This is a genomic window from Mycobacterium sp. (genome assembly GCF_049683355.1).
Lineage (GTDB): Bacteria > Actinomycetota > Actinomycetes > Mycobacteriales > Mycobacteriaceae > Mycobacterium.
In genome coordinates, this window is sequence record NZ_JBAUJB010000122.1 from 18,847 (window position 1) to 34,306 (window position 15,460).

Consider the following 15,460-nt stretch of genomic DNA (forward strand, 5'->3'; position numbering starts at 1 on the left):
ATATCGCCACGACGATCTATCACCACGACGATCTATCACCACGACGATCTATCACTGCGGCGTTGTACGGAAAACGGAGGATGCAATGACAAAGAAGTTTCACCTTGGTTGGTTCATGAACTTCATCCCACCGGAATGGGATACCCCGCGGGCATCGCCGGATGTGGCGCGCTGGCCCAACGGGCAGTTCTATGTCGACATGGCGCGCAGCATGGAACGTGCCTGCTTCGACTTCATCATGATCGAGGACACCGTGATGGTGGCCGACGCGTACGGCAGATCGATGGAGGGTGCGTTGAAGAATTCGGTCTTCGCGCCGAAACACGATCCGGTTCCATTGGCCGTCACCATTGCCGCGCACACGTCGAATCTGGGTGTGGTCGCCACCATGTCCACATCCTTCTACCCGCCGTACCTGCTGGCCCGCCTGGCCTCCACCGTGGATTCGCTCTCCGAGGGCCGCTTCGGCTGGAACATCGTGTCCTCCGCTGAGGATCGGGCCGCACAGAACTTCGGTCTGGACGCCCTGCCCGAGCATGATGAGCGGTACAGCGTTGCCGACGAGTACTTCGATGTGGTGACCCAACTGTGGGATTCCTGGGACGACGACGCGGTGGTGATGGACCGTGAGACCCACACCTACGCCGATTTCAACAAGGTGCGCACCATCGACTTCGTGGGAAAGTACTTCAAGTCCAGGGGACCGCTCAACACCGTGCCCTCCCCCCAGCACCGCCCCACGATCCTGCAGGCGGGCGCATCCCCGCGGGGCCGGGCCTTTGCCTCCCGCGCCGCTGACGCGATCGTCGCCGTCGGCACCGGAGTCGAGGGAATGCGCGAGTACCGTAACGACATCAGGGCACGTGCCAAAGCGGCGGGCCGGAAGCCTGATGACATCAAGTTGATGTTCTGTGTGTCACCGGTGGTGGCACCGACGGAGGCAGAGGCCCGCGCGGAAGTCGACCGTCTTGTGTCGACCGACAGCTACATCGAAAAGCAACTCGTGAGTATCGCGTCGAACACGGAGATCGATTTCAGCCAGTTCGACTGGGACGAGCCGCTGCCGGCTGATCTCACCACCAACGGAGAGCGGGGTTCGCTCGAGCACTTCATGCGCGGTGACGGTAGCCCGGGCCCGAAGACGTTGCGGCAGCTGACTATCGACTGGGCCACCACCGGCATCGAGTTCGTCGGCACGCCGGAGCAGGTTGCCCGCCAGATGGGCGAGGCCATGGAGGAGATCGGTGGCGACGGCTTCCTCATCATGAAGCCGGGCTGGGACCTCAATCGCAACTACATCGCGTCGATCACCGACGGACTGGTGCCCGAGTTGCAACGCCTCGGCCTGACCAGAACCGAGTACACGGGTTCGACGCTACGGGAGACACTGCGAGAGTTCTGACAGGCCCCGGTTGCGGCGGCGCAATTCGCCTGCAACGCAATCACACCCCTGATGAAACAGGACTCGAATGCACTGATGGTCGAGATACGGCGCAGGTGCCGGGACCGACACAGCGACAACAGGAGGCATCAATGGCGGTCGCGGAGTACTACGCACCACCGGGACTGTTGCAGTACCGAAGCCGAACCGGGCTGGCGGTTCGCCAGTATTTCCAAGGCACATCGATGCCGAACTACGTGGCGTTCGGTGCGTTGGCGGTCATCTTCTTCATTGCGGTATTCGCTCGTCAGATCGCGCCCTATGACCCACTGGTGCCTGCGGGTGAGGCGATGGCAGCGCCGAACGCGGCCAATCTGCTGGGCACCGACACCGTAGGGCGTGACGTGCTGAGTCGGGTGCTGGTCGGCATGCAGGCCACCTGGTTCGGTGCGCTGGCGGTCGTCGCGATCGGGGCCCTGGTCGGCGGGTTGGTGGGGCTGATCGCCGGCGCCGTAGGTGGCTGGTTCGATACGTTGCTCATGAGAATCACCGATGCCTTCTTGGCGCTGCCCGGACCCATCCTGGCCTTGGCGGTGGTCGCCGCTCTCGGTCGGTCCTACACCAACACCTTGATCGGCGTAGCCATCGTGTGGTGGCCGCTCTACACCCGAATCGTCCGGTCCGAGGTTCGAAAGCTGCGATCCTCTCCGCACATGGAGGCGGCACGGGTGGGCGGTGTGAGCTGGTGGCGACTGATGTACCGACACCTGCTGCCCGGAGCCGTACCGGTCACCATCGTCGCCGCAAGCCTGGATGTCGCGGCTCTGGTGTTGATGCTGTCGAGTCTGTCGTTCCTCGGTCTGGGAGCACCACAGCCGGCACCCGAACTCGGCTCGATGAGTGCGCAGGGGCTGAGCTACGTTTTCAGTGCCTGGTGGATTCCGGTGATGCCTGCCATCGGCGTGGCGGTGATCGCGATCGTCGCCAACTTCTCCGGCGACGCGATCCGTGATCGCATCCGGGACCGCTGATGCTCACTGTCCTGCCCCGCCGACTGCTCGGCGCGATTCCCGTCGTCTTCGCCCTCGTGCTGGCGGTATTCAGTTTGCAGAAGGTGGCGCCGGTCGACCCGGTTTCGGCACTGGTCGGCGCCAAGGCCCCGCCCGAAGTATACGAGGCGGCGCGGGCCGAGCTTGGGCTCGATCAACCACTGCCCCTGCAGTTCTGGCATTACCTCACCAGGGCGGCCACTGGAGATCTCGGGCAGTCGAGCGTGTCTCGCACCCCGGTTGCCACCGATATCGAGACCTACCTGCCCGTCACGTTGGAGTTGCTGTTCGTATCGCTGGTTTTCGCGGTGGCGGTCGGATTCCTGCTCGGCCTCGCAACGGCGCAGGGTTGGCGCGGGTCCGGGGTGCTACGGGTGGTCATGGTGTCGGGCGCGTCGGTGCCGGTGTTTCTGACCTGTCTGCTTGGCATGGTGGTTTTCTACCGCTTCCTGAACATCCTCCCGATCACCGGCCTGACGTCGTTTGTCGACGCACCAACCGGTCCCACCCAGTCCCTGCTCATCGACAGCGTGTTGGCTGGACGACCCGAGGTACTTCTCGACGGCTTCCATCACCTGGTTCTTCCCGCCTTCTGCCTGGCATTGATACCAGCCGCTGCGATCGGACGCGTGCTTCGCAGCAGCCTCGAGGCGAACCTGCGTGCGGACCACACACGTACAGCCCGATCGATCGGTCTGGGCGAGAAGCGGATCCTGGTCCGACACACCCTGCGCAATTCGTTGGGGCCGGTGTTGGCGCTGGTGGGTCTGCAGCTGGCGGTCATGGTGGGCAATTGCATCCTGGTCGAGCTGATCTTCGCCCGTCCGGGTATCGGGTTGTACATCGCACGAGCCATCGACAAAGCCGATTTCAACGCCATCGCCGGAGTGACTCTGGTGGTGGGCGTGCTGTACGTGGTCACCAACATCGTCGTCGACCTCGCGCAGTCGATTGCCGATCCCCGGGTGGCCCTCTGAGCGGGTTGCCGGCACTGTTGATCAGTTCGTGGCTGTGGCATCTCACCCGTTGGATGGGGCTGTTCCTGGGGACATACCTGGTCACCGACTTGGGCGGACCGCCGATCGCCAACCAGCTCGTCGGTGTCTTCCTGTTCGCGCCGATGGTGGCAGGCAGCTACGTCGCATCGCGGGTCAACATCGCCCCTCACCGGCTGGTCTTCTACACCGAACTCGCGCTGCTCCCGATCTCTGTGGTGATGGCAACGTTCGTAGTCATCGACGCGGCACAGATGTGGATGATCTATCCATTCCAATTCGCTTATGGCGTAGGAGGAATGGTCAACATGGCCGTGCAGCGAGGCTTACTCTTCACGATGGCAGGCCCACTGCGCTCGACCCGAGTCCTCAATGTCGAGATCACCGGAACCGCCAGCGCGATGATGTTGGGCCCCTTACTGGGCGGGCTGACCATCCAAGCTTTCGGGCTCGGCGTGGCGTTCGCCATCCCGGCAGCGATGCTGGCCGTCTCGCTGCCATTGGTATGGAGCGCTACGCGAGGGTCGCAGCACCTGCAGTCGTCCGAGGTCACGGCTGTCGGCGCCAGCGTCGTCGGGGGCGGGGCGGACTGGCGGCTGCTGCGACGATCCAGAGCGTTGGTAGTGATTCTGCTGGTCACGGTGATCTGCAATCTCTGCTACTTCGCGTTTCTGCCCTTGGTGCCGGTGATCGCCGCATACCTTGATGCCGGGGCGGCGATGGCGGGAGTGATCGGTGCGACGGCAGGCGTCGTCCAGCTGCTGGTTGCCGCTACGCTGATCGTCAGGCCGGCGCGGCGACCCTGGGGCGCCTACGTGTTCGGAGTTGCGTTGTGCCTGTGCTGTTTGGGCGTGGTGGCCTACACTCCGGTGCTGTCGCTGGTGCTGGTCGCTTTGGGCGTGGCCGGGATCGGCCAGGCTCTGTTCGGGTCGACACAGGCCACTCTGCCGGTCGACAGTGTCGCGCCGCACGAACGCGCGGCGGCGCTGGGGTTGCTCACCACGACGATCGGTGTCGCGCTGCCCGCGGGGATGATCGTGCTGGGCATTGCATCCGGTCTGCTCGGCACGCGCCCCGCGATGCTGGTCTCCGCGTTGATCGGTCTGACCGCACTCACCATCACATTGTTGTGGAACCTACCAGTGTTACGGGCGGCAGGCGGAGCGGTACGCATTGGCGGAGAAGGCAATACGGTCTCCACGCAACCGTAGCTGAGAAAGCGCCCGCGGCTGACCGTGGTCGTCCTCGATGAGGTCCTCGAGCCAGATCAGTGGTGCGCCCGCTGCGATACCGACGAGCTCCGCGGTTTGATCGTCGGCGGCTATCGCCGCCACCGTGGTGTGACTGCCGCCGATGCGTACCCCCAATTGGCGTTCGAGGATCAGGATCACATCGGGTTCCTCGATGTCGAAGTCCGTTGACTGCTCTGCCGCCACGGCGAAGTAGTTCACCGAAAGGCCTAGTGGACGACCCTCTTCCAAGATCAGACTCTCGATCATCAATACCGTCCAACCGTCCGGAAGCCGCAACCGGTCGCGCATCATCGGTGGGCAGCCCAGTGCTCGGCGCTCGAGGGTGCGCGCCTGGAGGGGGCTGAGTTCGTCGATCGGCATCAACAGTGAACCGGTGGCTTGCGTGCCGTTCTTGGGTCCGCGGGTGACGAGACCTTCCCGGGCAAGTTGCTGCAGGACGGCTCGAACCGTGTTGCGGCTGGCCGACAGCGCATCGGTGAGTTCACCTTCGACCAGCGGCAGGTTCCTGCCGGTGTTCACCAAGGTGGATCGCAGGAGATCATAGGTGCGCCGCGCCGAATTGTTCAGTCTGTCAGGGCTTTGCCGCTGTCGTTGGTAGAGTACCTCAGGGGGAGGCTGCGCGGCTTGGCGCAGCCGCTTCTCGCAGCCCACGACGCGGGACGGTTCACGTGCCAACACGGTGATGCGCTCCTTCTCGAAGGGTTTGCCCAGCCCCCGTTCCAACGCATTCATTGGAACAGTCGATTGTTAACGAGCATCTGCGTACGTGATTCGCCCGAGTTACGGTGCAGCCATTCGGTGCGCCACGATCCGGGCGAGTTGTGTGCTCGCCAGCAGGACGAAAGCGATCAGTACGAAGAGCGTCGCGATCCCGACCTGCGCCCCCAGGACGGCGCAGCCGACCATCCCGGCCAACTGTCCGATGCCGGCCGAGACCCGGAACTTCGCGAGCCCGGCCGACGACTCGCCTACCTGGGCGACGATCACAACCGGCAGGCCTGCTGTTGCCCCGGCCAGGCTGACGCCGAAGACTGCGGAAACCAGCAGATACGCCATGGGACTCGGAACGGCCGCGATCAGCGCCGCGCACGTCACCCCCAGCGCAAATGCCGTGATCAAGAGGCTGAACACACCGAAGCGCGCGATGATCCGGTAGGCATTCGCAAGAACGATGATTTCGGTGCCGCACATCAGCGCGATCGCAGCGGTGATCATCAGCGTCGAATAGCCCCTGGCGGCGCCGGCAAGCGGAAGCGCGGTGAACAGCACACCGGCGCGAAGGAATTCGCCGCTCATCGCCAGCACGATCGCGGGTCTGCTGCCCGGTGTCCTGGCGAATCGCGGCAATCCGATCCGAGGTGGCGGCATTCCCGAGGCGGTCGTCATGCTCGGCAGAGCCATCGCCAGCGTGCCGGCGACGGTCAGTGCCAATGTGCCGGTGGCCACCAACGCGATCTGATATCCGATCTGCCCCTCGATGATCCCCGCGACCAACAGGCCGCCCGGCGCGCCGAGGGCGCCGCCGAACAGAAAGGCCGCGTTGAACCTACCGAGGGACCGGGCGAGATCATCGGGGGGTGCACTGGTGAGGGAAGGTAGCGTGGCGCCGGGGCGAACAATGCGCACGGCGGCCTGCAGTCCAGCGCCGAGCACCATGCCGCCGCCGAGGCCTTGCAGAATCCGCGAGCCCATCATCAGAATGCCATTGGGCGCCAAGCCCATGCCGATACAAGCCAGGCCGAACAACGCCAGTCCGGCTATCAGAGCGGTGCGGGCGTCGAGTCCGGGGATGAACCGGGTCCCGAAGACGTCGACCGCGATCACCCCGACGGCTGCGCTGAGCATGAAGGCTCCGATGTACACGCTGCTCGGCGAGATCTCCCGGGCGAAAAGCACTTCCAGCGGCGCAGTCAGACTCATCGTCACCCCGGTGGCTGCCATCAACGGCAGGAACCACCGCGACTGCGACCGCATCAGCCCGACATCGACGACTCGCCGGTCCGGTCCGCCATCCTGATAGGTATGGGCACCGTGTCTACGATCTCGAGACCGTAAGCCTGCAAACCGATTCGTTTGGCCGGATTGTTGGTGAGCAGTCGTATCCGTCCGACTCCCAGGTCAGCGAGGATCTGGGCGCCGACGCCGTAGTCCCGTGTGTCAGCGCAGCCATTCTCTGAAGTGCGCAGGCGGTAGGAGTGGCGCCCCTCGTGCCCTCGGAGATAGACCAGCACCCCTCGACCCTCTGCGGCGATGAGGTGCATGGCGTGTTCCAGCTTCTGGTCACATTCGCACCCTGCCGATTGAAAGACATTGCCTGTCAGGCATTCTGAATGGACTCGGACCAGGGTCGGCGTGTTGCCCTGAACGGGGCTGTCGCCCATCACCAACGCCATGTGCTCTTGACCGTCGAGCACGGATTGGAAACCCGAGGCGGTGAACACGCCCTGATCGGTGGGAAGCCGGCTGGACGCCTTGCGTTCGACCAGCCGTTCGCTACGGCGTCGGTAGGCGATCAGCTCGGACACCGTCACGATCGGCAGTGCGTGCCTGGCGGCGAAGGCGCGTAGGCGTGCGCCACGTGCGACGGTTCCGTCGTCGTCGAGCACTTCACCGATCACCGCGGCAGGCGGCAGCCCGGCCAGCCGAGCCAGATCGACGGCGGCCTCAGTATGCCCGGCCCGACGCAGTACACCGCCTTCGACTGCGCGTAGCGGGAACACATGGCCGGGCCGAGTGAGGTCGTCGGGTGTGGTGTCGGGATCTGCGAGCAGTGAGATAGTTCGGGCCCGATCGGCCGCGGAGATGCCGCTGGCGATTCCGGTCCTGGCATTGACCGAAACCGAATATCCGATGTCCCGTGGATCCTCATTGACCACCGCCATCGGTGGTAGGCGGAGCCTGTCCAGATCATGGCCCGGCATCGGGACGCACAAGATGCCACCGGTGTGGCGCACCATGAATGCGACCTTCGCCGCGGTTGAGTGGGTGGCTGCCAGCATGAGATCGCCGTCATCGGAGGGGTTCTCGGTGTCGACCACGATCACCATCCGGCCGGCGCGCACTGCGTCCACGGCGGTGCGCACCGACTCGGCCGCGGTGGCCGATGTGTCCCGTGCGGCTCGCCGGGGGAAACCGATCAGCGACATCCTCAAAATTCGCGCAGGTGGTCGCGCAGCATCGTGGTGGTGTAGTCGCCACGGGTCAGGCCGCGCTTCTGCAGGGCGGGCACCAGGCCGTCGGTGATCTCGGTGACGTAGCGGCGGTTGAGCCGCATCACCGGGCTGGTGATCAGGAAGCCGTCGCCGCCCACTTGCTCCATCACCGAACCCATCTCCTCGGCGACCTCGTCGGGTGTGCCCAGGAACTCGACATTTCCCGTCAGTCCGCTGCCGGTCACCAGTTCGCGCAACGTTTTGTCCTTGCCGCGGGATACGAAGCTCTCCAGCGACCCCCGCTCACCGTTGGTCGACACCTCCGGCAGCGGCTCGTCCAGGTCGAACTGGGCGAAGTCGATTTCGGTGATCGACGAGATCTCGGCCAACATGTACTCGATGTACAGCGGATCGTTGAACCAGCGCTCGCGTTTGGCCAATGCTTCCTCGTGGGTGTCGGCGACGATGGGGGAGACCAAATAGAACACCTTGCAGTGCTCTGGATCTCGGCCGTGCGCCGCCATCCGGGCATGGATGTCGTCACGGTAGGCCTTCATCGCCTCGACGCCGTTGGCCGGGGCCACGATGGTGTCCGCGTGCTGGGCGGCCAACTCGCGGCCCGGCGGCGACGCGCCGGCCTGGGCGATCGTGGGGCGGTACTGCGGAGAGGGCGCGGTGTTCAGCGGTCCGCGCGACTTGTAGTACTTGCCCACGAAGTCGACGGTGTGCACCTTCTTGTGATTGGCGTACACCCCGGTCGTGTGGTCGCGTTCGACGGCGTCGGGCTCCCACGACTCCCAGAGCTTGCTGACCAGATCGAGGTATTCGCTGGCACGCACATAGCGCTCGTCGTGCTCGTAGAGCTTGTCCAGCCCGAAGTTCTGGGCGGCGCGGTCTTCGGCGGAGGTGACGACGTTCCACCCGAAGCGCCCCCGGGCGATGTGGTCGATGGTGCTGCACAGCCGAGCCAGCAGGAAGGGTGGGTAGAAGCTGGTCGACATCGTGGGGACGACACCGAGTCGGTCGGTGGCGTTGGCCATCAGCACAGCGAGCGGAACCGGGTCGTGTTTGGGGTTCACGCCGTGCTTGAGGTCGTACTCCATGGTGCCGCCGTAGGCCGTTGACACCATGAGCTTGTCCTCGATGAGCACGTAGTCGAACTTGGCGCGCTCCAGGTCGCGAGCCATCTCGACATAGAACTCCCCGGTGAAGTCACGGGCCCCGTCACCCCAGGTGCCGTTCCATTCGTCGGCGACAAAATTGAGGAACCACGCCAGATGGAACTTGTTGGTCATGGACAGAGCCAAATGGAGCGGCGTTACTGGAGGGTGACGTGCCGGTACCGCCGCGATTGCGCTGGAAGCACTAGCCGTTGACACTGCACTGGCGGCGGCTCCCACTCGCACTTCACCGCCAAGTGTGCAGTCTCAACGGAAGTGCGGGCTCGCCGTCAGGAGTCGGTGAAGTTCGCGGTCCTGCGCTGCTGGAAGGCTCTGGTGCCCTCGCGGAAGTCGGTGGACGCCAGCAATGCCAACCGGATAGCGCGGTTCCGGCCCACCGCCGCGGCGATCAGCGGTGGAGTTTCGCCGGTGGGGGTGCGAACTCGCCGCGGGTGGACGTTCTCAGGCCCATCCGGACGAGCGCCTCCACTTGTGTGGTCGCTGCCGCCACCCCGTCGATGACCGGAACGCCCAGATCAATCTGCAACCGGGCACCCAGGTCTGACATGCCGGCACAGCCGAGCACGATGACGTCGGCCCCGTCACAGGCCAGAGCTTCTTGCGCCACATCACGAATGCTCGCGTACGCCGTCGGGTCGCGTTCGAGTTCGACGACAGGAATCTCGCACGAACGGATTCCGCTGCACGCCCCGGCCACCCCGTATTCGTGCGCGAGGTCCCAAGCTCGCCCGACCGTCCGTGCCAGCGTCGTCACCACGGTGAAACTGCGGCCCAGGTATCCGGCTGTTCGCATGGAGGCCTCGGCGATGCCGACGACCGGGCCCCGGGCGACCTCGCGTGCGGCAAGCAATCCCGGATCGCCGAAGCACGCGATCACGTACCCGTCGCAGCCCTCGACCTCACCTGCCTCGATCTCCCGCAACACGCCGACGGCGGCGAGCGCCTCGTCGTAGTGGCTCTCGATGGATTCGGGACCTGAGGTCGGGCTGACCGCCTCGACACGAGTGCCCGGGGCAACGCTGGCCCGGGCAGTCGCGGCGATCGTCGCAGTCATCGACAGCGTGGTGTTGGGGTTGATGACTTTGATCTTCATCTGCAGGGCCTCCGTCAGGGAACCTCGGCGGCGACCCGCTCATCTGCCACGCCGGCGACATTGGCCCGGTACGCGAGCGCGTAGTACGCGATGAAGCCGACGAAGCAGCCGATGAACCAACTGAACTGGCCCAGCGTCTCGAAGGTGCCGATGACCTTCGGTATCACGACCGACCCTATCGAAGCGATGCCGGCGATGATTGTGGCCTTGACCGCTACCGGGTTGAATCCGCGGCTGTACCAGTATTTTCCTGTCTCCTCCATGGTGAACAGATCATCGACGACGATGTGCTGCTTGCGGACCAGGTAGTAGTCGGCAATCAGCAGCCCGAACAGTGGTCCGATCAACGCGCCCAGCAGGCCCAGGGTCCAGAAGATGGCCTCGTCGTTGTTGTACCAGTTCCACGGCGTCAGAAGCACCGATCCGACGGCGGCGATAATGCCGCCGGTGCGCCAGCTGATCTTCTGCGGGTTGACATTCGAGAAGTCGAACGCGGGCGCCACGAAGTTGGCGACGATGTTGATCCCGATGGTGGCGAGCACGAAGGTGAATCCACCGAGCAGTATCGCGGTGTAGGTGTCGATGGCCTGCACCGTGTCGATCGGGTTGGTCATCACTTCGCCGAACACCGGCAGGGTGGCCGAGGCCGTGAGAACGACCAGCAGAGAGAACACCACGAAGTTGATCGGCAGGCCGATCAGGTTCCCGAACTTGAGCTCCTTGTAAGACTTCGCATACCGGGAGAAGTCACCGAAATTGAGCATCGGCCCCGCGAAGTAGGACACCACCAGGGCGATCGCGCCGAGCATCGCCGAGATCTGTTGCCCTGTTGTCAGTTGCTGGTCCGACAGCGTCAGGCTGATCTGCCAGTCGGCCTGCGCCATCATGTAGAAGCACAGGATGAACATCATCACGTAGATGATCGGGCCGCTGATGTCGCACAGCCACCGCACCATCTCCATGCCCCACCAGAACACCAGCGCCTGAATCACCCAGAGGATCGCGAAGCTCAGGTACCCGACGTAGGACAGGCCCAGGAAGCTGTTGTCGTCGGTGGCATACGCGGCCAGGCCGGGGAAGAGCTTGAGCAGCACGATGGTCAAGGCGCCGGCGGCCAGGAAGGTCTGCACCCCGTACCAGGCGATGGCGATGCTGCCGCGGATGATCGCCGCGATGTTGGCTCCCATCACTCCGAAGGAGGCGCGGGCCACGACGGGGTAGGCGATGCCGTGCACCTGGCTGGGCTTGGCCACCAGGTTGCAGAACACCTGCACGATGCAGATGCCGACGATGAGGCAGACGAACACCTGCCAACTGGTCAGGCCGAGCGCGAACAGAGCGCCGGCGGTGACATAACCGCCGACACTGTGCACGTCCGCCATCCAGAAAGCAAAGATGTTGTACCAGTTCCACTTCTGTTCGACGAGCGGCGCCAGATCCTCGTTGGTGAGCCGGGGGTGGTAGGACTCCTTGATGAGCGATGTACCCGCCGGTCCACTGTGTGTTCCCGCGGCCAGGGGCGGCGTCTCTGTTGTCATGATGGTCTCCTAGCGGGTCGGAAGAGTGCCGATGCTGGGATGAACCTAGGAACGCGGTGTTTCGGAAACGGCCGTCCGGGGGTTAACCGCGGGTAACCACTCAGATATAGGAAGTCACGGGCAGTGGAACATGTCGGGGTCGTCGCTCAGCGTTTGGAATTCGGCGCGCAGATGTTCGTAGTGCCGCAGCGACAGCGCCACCAGCGTCTCGCCATCTCGCTCGGCGAAGGCAGCGATCATCTCTCCGTGGTCGGCGTGGAATCGCCGAAGAGCCTCGTCGTCGACCCGCGACATGGGGCGCGCCGGTTCCGTCAGATTCCACGCGGACTCGTACATCCGGACCAACCGGCTCATCCGCGACGGTCGGATCATCGCAAGGTGGAACCGCCGGGACTCGCTGTGATAGACGCGGCTGTCGCCACTGCGGATCGCCGATTCCAGCGCGGTGTGGCTGGTCCGGATCTCGACGTCGTCGGCCGCCGTCGCGTTCTTGACCGATGCGGCGAGCGCCGATGCCTCCAGCACCTCGCGCACCTGATACAAGTCGGTGAACTCTTCGAAGGTGAGCGTCGCCACCTGGTATCCCACATGAGGGCGGTGTTCCACCAGACCCTCACCGACCAGCGTCATGAGGGCCTCGCGTACCGGGATCTGGCTGACGCCCAGGTGGGCGGCCACCTCGTCGATCGGGATGGCGGTGCCCGGTGGTTGGTCGCCTGACAGGATCGCCTGGCGAAGGTCGTCCACGACGCGAGGGTGACCGGTCTCGACGGACGAACTGACCAGGTGCGCGGTGAACCGTGGTCCACGCCGAATCCGAGTCATGGGGCCTCCTGCGCCACGTCGACGCCCCACCTCGGCCGAAGGGGGTGCTGTCACAGTCTCGATCACGTGTGTTTCGAGTCCGTTTCGGACGCTGCCGCCGAGTGGTGTTGCCCGCGTTGACACTGCACTGGCGGCGGCTCCCACTCGCACTTCTCCGCCAAGTGTGCAGTCTCGACGAAAGAGAGCGTCAGGAGTCGGTGAAGTTCGCGGTCCTGCGCTGCTGGATGGCTCTGGTGCCCTCGCGGAAGTCGGTGGACGCCAGCAATGCCAACCGGCCCCGCTTCTCGAGTTCGAGCGCGCTCTCCAGTTCGGTCAGCGTGGCGGCGTTGACCGCGTCCTTCGTCTTGCGCAGTGCGACCGCCGGACCGGCCACCAGCGTGGCGATCACCTGGTCGACCGCCGCGTCGAACTCCTCGACGGGGTGAACCGCGCTGACCCGTACGCGTCGGCGGCCGAGATGCGCTCCGCCAGCAACGCCATCCGCATGGCGCGGATCCGACCCACCGCCGCGGCGATCAGGGCCGAGGCCCCACCGTCGGGCATCAACCCGATCTTGGTGACGCCAGCATGAAAACGGCCTTCTCCAAGGCCAATACGATGTCACACGCCAGTGCCAGGGAGGCTCCGACACCGGCGGCGGCACCCTGCACCACGGCGACGGCCGGCTGCGGGAGGTTCACGATCGCGCGGATGCAGCGATTCGCCGCGTCCAGCACGTCCGCCGGTGTTCCGGCGGCGCCGGGGTTGGCGTGGTCTTCCTCGCTGATTCCCGCGCCGGAGGAGAAACCCGGCCGGCACCACCGATGCGGACCACCCGCACCCGCGGGCCACCCGCGGCGCGCTCCAGGGTCTCGGCGAAGGTGCTCAACATCGGGGCAGTGAGCGAGTTGAGGCTCTCCGGCCGGTTCAACGTCACGGTCAGCACACCGGCGTCCAGTGAGATCGTCAGGTCGTCGAAGCCCGCGTATGTGTTGGCGCCGGAATCGATGGTCGTCATGCACGTCCCCTCATCTGGGGTTGATGCCCCGTGGCCGTTCGACTTGGTTATACAAGTAAGCTATGTCGGCGGTCAACTGAGCGATTCTGATGAAGGGCGGTTTGGCATGGCTGGACCACTGCAAGGGCTGCGCGTCGTGGAACTGGCCGGTATCGGCCCGGGCCCGCACGCGGCGATGATTCTCGGTGACCTCGGCGCGGACGTGGTTCGCATCGAGCGTCCAGGAAAAGGTCCCGGACCTGCGACCAAGCCCGGTGGTGACTACCTTCTCCGCAATCGGCGATCGGTGACGGCCAACCTCAAGAGCGACGAGGGCCGCGATCTGGTGCTGCGGTTGGTGGCCAAGGCCGACGTGCTGATCGAGGGCTTCCGGCCCGGCGTCACCGAACGCCTGGGCCTCGGCCCCGAGGACTGCGCGAAGGTCAACAACAAGCTCATCTACGCGCGGATGACGGGGTGGGGTCAGGACGGCCCGCGTGCCCAGCAGGCCGGCCACGACATCAACTACATCTCGCTCAACGGAACACTGCATGCGATCGGGCGGGCCGGTGAACGGCCGGTGCCGCCGCTGAACCTCGTCGGTGACTTCGGCGGTGGGTCGATGTTCCTGCTCATCGGCGTGCTCTCGGCCTTGTGGGAGCGGGAACGCTCCGGCGAGGGCCAGGTCGTCGACGCCGCGATGGTGGACGGCTCGAGCGTGCTCTCGATGATGATGTGGGCATTCCGCGGGATGGGCATGTGGAGCGACGAACGTGGCGTCAACATGCTCGACACCGGTGCTCCGTACTACGACACCTACACCTGCGCCGACGGCCGCCACGTCGCGGTGGGCGCCATCGAGCCGCAGTTCTACGCCGAGATGCTCGCCGGTGTCGGACTCGACCCGGCCGATTTGCCCGACCAGAACGACATGAGTCGCTGGCCCGAACTGCGGGCCCGTCTCACCGAGGCGTTCGCCGCCCACGACCGTGATCACTGGGCCGGTGTCTTCGCCGGTACCGACGCGTGCGTGACGCCGGTGTTGTCGTTCGACGAGGTCGAGTCCGAATCGCACAACACCGAGCGCGACACCTTCTACCGCGAGAACGGCTATCTGTACCCGGCGCCCGCGCCGCGGTTCTCGCGCAGCGCTCCGTCCGCGCCGAAGCCGCCCGGGGTGCCTGGGGCGGACACCGAAGCTGTGCTGCAGGAATGGGTTTAAGGAAATAGTGGACACGAAAGGAACCGATCTGTGGAGATCAAAGACGCTGTAGCAGTCGTCACCGGAGGTGCGTCCGGGCTCGGACTCGCGACGACGAAGCGACTGCTCGACCGGGGAGCGTCGGTCGTGGTGATCGACCTCAAGGGTGAGGACGTGGTCAAGGAACTGGGCTCGCGCGCCAAGTTCGTCGAGGCCAACGTGACCGACCCCGAGCAGGTCACGGCCGCGCTGGATGCCGCCGAGGAGATGGGTCCGCTGCGGATCAACGTCAACTGCGCCGGCATCGGCAACGCGATCAAGACGCTGGGCAAGGACGGACCGTTCCCGCTGGAGTACTTCAACGCAGTCGTCCAGGTGAACCTGATCGGCACGTTCAATGTGCTGCGGCTCGCGGCCGAGCGCATCGCCAAGACCGAACCCCTCGGTGAGGAGCGCGGCGTCATCGTCAACACCGCCTCGGTGGCGGCGTTCGACGGCCAGATCGGCCAGGCGGCGTACTCCGCGTCCAAGGGCGGCGTGGTCGGCATGACCCTGCCGATCGCCCGCGACCTCGCCCGCGAGTTCATCCGGGTGGTCACGATCGCCCCGGGTCTGTTCAAGACGCCGCTGCTCGGTTCGCTGCCCGAGGAGGCCCAGGCCTCGCTGGGCAAGCAGGTGCCGCACCCGGCACGCCTGGGCGACCCGGACGAGTACGGCGCGCTGGCCGTGCACATCGTCGAGAACCCGATGCTCAACGGCGAGGTGATCCGCCTGGACGGCGCGATCCGGATGGCGCCCCGATGAGCGCTTGCGCGA

Annotated in this window: 13 protein-coding genes and 1 pseudogene; 6 read left to right on the forward strand and 8 right to left on the reverse strand. The window is 65.1% G+C overall.

Going from position 1 to position 15,460, the window contains the following annotated elements:
* The first annotated feature begins 85 nt into the window (after positions 1–85).
* The 4 genes from WA944_RS07725 to WA944_RS07740 all read left to right on the forward strand — a co-directional run bounded on the left by WA944_RS07725 (position 86) and on the right by WA944_RS07740 (position 4,636).
* Entirely contained in the window at positions 86–1,402 is a 1,317-nt protein-coding gene (locus WA944_RS07725; protein WP_526374334.1) for an NtaA/DmoA family FMN-dependent monooxygenase, read from the forward strand.
* Positions 1,403–1,533: 131 nt separating this feature from the next.
* Positions 1,534–2,412, forward strand: a complete 879-nt coding sequence (locus tag WA944_RS07730; protein WP_526374333.1) for an ABC transporter permease — start codon at positions 1,534–1,536, stop codon at positions 2,410–2,412.
* Positions 2,412–3,407 carry an ABC transporter permease gene (locus WA944_RS07735; RefSeq protein ID WP_526374332.1) on the forward strand — a complete coding sequence of 332 codons (996 nt, stop codon included), beginning with the start codon at positions 2,412–2,414 and terminating at the stop codon, positions 3,405–3,407. Before WA944_RS07730 ends, WA944_RS07735 begins: the two co-directional genes overlap by 1 nt.
* Before the next feature lie 5 nt (positions 3,408–3,412).
* On the forward strand, positions 3,413–4,636 hold the full coding sequence (locus WA944_RS07740; protein ID WP_526374331.1) for an MFS transporter: 1,224 nt from the start codon (positions 3,413–3,415) through the stop codon (positions 4,634–4,636).
* On the opposite strand, the gene WA944_RS07745 is transcribed toward WA944_RS07740, so the two are convergent.
* The 8 genes and pseudogenes from WA944_RS07745 to WA944_RS07780 form a co-directional block, all read right to left on the reverse strand.
* Positions 4,571–5,410, reverse strand: coding sequence for a GntR family transcriptional regulator (locus WA944_RS07745; RefSeq protein ID WP_526374330.1), 840 nt, complete (start codon positions 5,408–5,410; stop codon positions 4,571–4,573). The genes WA944_RS07740 and WA944_RS07745 overlap by 66 nt on opposite strands.
* A 48-nt stretch (positions 5,411–5,458) precedes the next feature.
* The gene (locus WA944_RS07750) at positions 5,459–6,652 is read right to left on the reverse strand and encodes an MFS transporter (protein ID WP_526374329.1); all 1,194 of its coding nucleotides are present in this window, start codon (positions 6,650–6,652) and stop codon (positions 5,459–5,461) included.
* A complete protein-coding gene (gene ribB / locus WA944_RS07755) occupies positions 6,652–7,824 on the reverse strand; it encodes a 3,4-dihydroxy-2-butanone-4-phosphate synthase (RefSeq protein ID WP_526374328.1) in 1,173 nt (390 codons plus the stop codon). Before ribB ends, WA944_RS07750 begins: the two co-directional genes overlap by 1 nt.
* 2 nt (positions 7,825–7,826) lie before the next feature.
* On the reverse strand, positions 7,827–9,125 hold the full coding sequence (locus WA944_RS07760; RefSeq protein WP_526374327.1) for an NtaA/DmoA family FMN-dependent monooxygenase: 1,299 nt from the start codon (positions 9,123–9,125) through the stop codon (positions 7,827–7,829).
* Between the two features lie 274 nt (positions 9,126–9,399).
* Complete coding sequence (locus WA944_RS07765) at positions 9,400–10,104, reverse strand: aspartate/glutamate racemase family protein (protein ID WP_526374326.1); 705 nt, start codon at positions 10,102–10,104, stop codon at positions 9,400–9,402.
* 14 nt (positions 10,105–10,118) lie between these two features.
* Positions 10,119–11,642, reverse strand: coding sequence for an NCS1 family nucleobase:cation symporter-1 (locus WA944_RS07770; RefSeq protein WP_526646678.1), 1,524 nt, complete (start codon positions 11,640–11,642; stop codon positions 10,119–10,121).
* A 114-nt stretch (positions 11,643–11,756) separates the two neighbouring features.
* Complete coding sequence (locus WA944_RS07775) at positions 11,757–12,389, reverse strand: GntR family transcriptional regulator (RefSeq protein WP_526374324.1); 633 nt, start codon at positions 12,387–12,389, stop codon at positions 11,757–11,759.
* 265 nt (positions 12,390–12,654) lie between these two features.
* Positions 12,655–13,464, reverse strand: a pseudogene (locus tag WA944_RS07780) (enoyl-CoA hydratase/isomerase family protein).
* Between the two features lie 106 nt (positions 13,465–13,570).
* On the opposite strand from WA944_RS07780, the gene WA944_RS07785 reads away from it, so the two are divergent.
* Together WA944_RS07785 and WA944_RS07790 are read left to right on the forward strand one after the other, a co-directional pair.
* Positions 13,571–14,665 (forward strand): CaiB/BaiF CoA transferase family protein, encoded by a 1,095-nt coding sequence (locus WA944_RS07785; protein WP_526374322.1) that lies wholly within the window; start codon positions 13,571–13,573, stop codon positions 14,663–14,665.
* Between the two features lie 30 nt (positions 14,666–14,695).
* Positions 14,696–15,448, forward strand: coding sequence for a 3-hydroxyacyl-CoA dehydrogenase (locus tag WA944_RS07790; RefSeq protein ID WP_526374321.1), 753 nt, complete (start codon positions 14,696–14,698; stop codon positions 15,446–15,448).
* The last annotated feature ends 12 nt before the right edge of the window (positions 15,449–15,460 follow it).

Coding starts and splice junctions, on each gene's coding strand:
- WA944_RS07730 (WP_526374333.1), top strand. CDS start 1,534: ATGGCGGTCGCGGAGTACTACGCACCACCGGGACTGTTGCAGTACCGA.
- WA944_RS07760 (WP_526374327.1), bottom strand. CDS start 9,125: ATGACCAACAAGTTCCATCTGGCGTGGTTCCTCAATTTTGTCGCCGAC.
- WA944_RS07770 (WP_526646678.1), bottom strand. CDS start 11,642: ATGACAACAGAGACGCCGCCCCTGGCCGCGGGAACACACAGTGGACCG.
- WA944_RS07765 (WP_526374326.1), bottom strand. CDS start 10,104: ATGAAGATCAAAGTCATCAACCCCAACACCACGCTGTCGATGACTGCG.
- ribB (WP_526374328.1), bottom strand. CDS start 7,824: ATGTCGCTGATCGGTTTCCCCCGGCGAGCCGCACGGGACACATCGGCC.
- WA944_RS07785 (WP_526374322.1), top strand. CDS start 13,571: ATGGCTGGACCACTGCAAGGGCTGCGCGTCGTGGAACTGGCCGGTATC.
- WA944_RS07750 (WP_526374329.1), bottom strand. CDS start 6,652: ATGCGGTCGCAGTCGCGGTGGTTCCTGCCGTTGATGGCAGCCACCGGG.
- WA944_RS07745 (WP_526374330.1), bottom strand. CDS start 5,410: ATGAATGCGTTGGAACGGGGGCTGGGCAAACCCTTCGAGAAGGAGCGC.
- WA944_RS07725 (WP_526374334.1), top strand. CDS start 86: ATGACAAAGAAGTTTCACCTTGGTTGGTTCATGAACTTCATCCCACCG.
- WA944_RS07735 (WP_526374332.1), top strand. CDS start 2,412: ATGCTCACTGTCCTGCCCCGCCGACTGCTCGGCGCGATTCCCGTCGTC.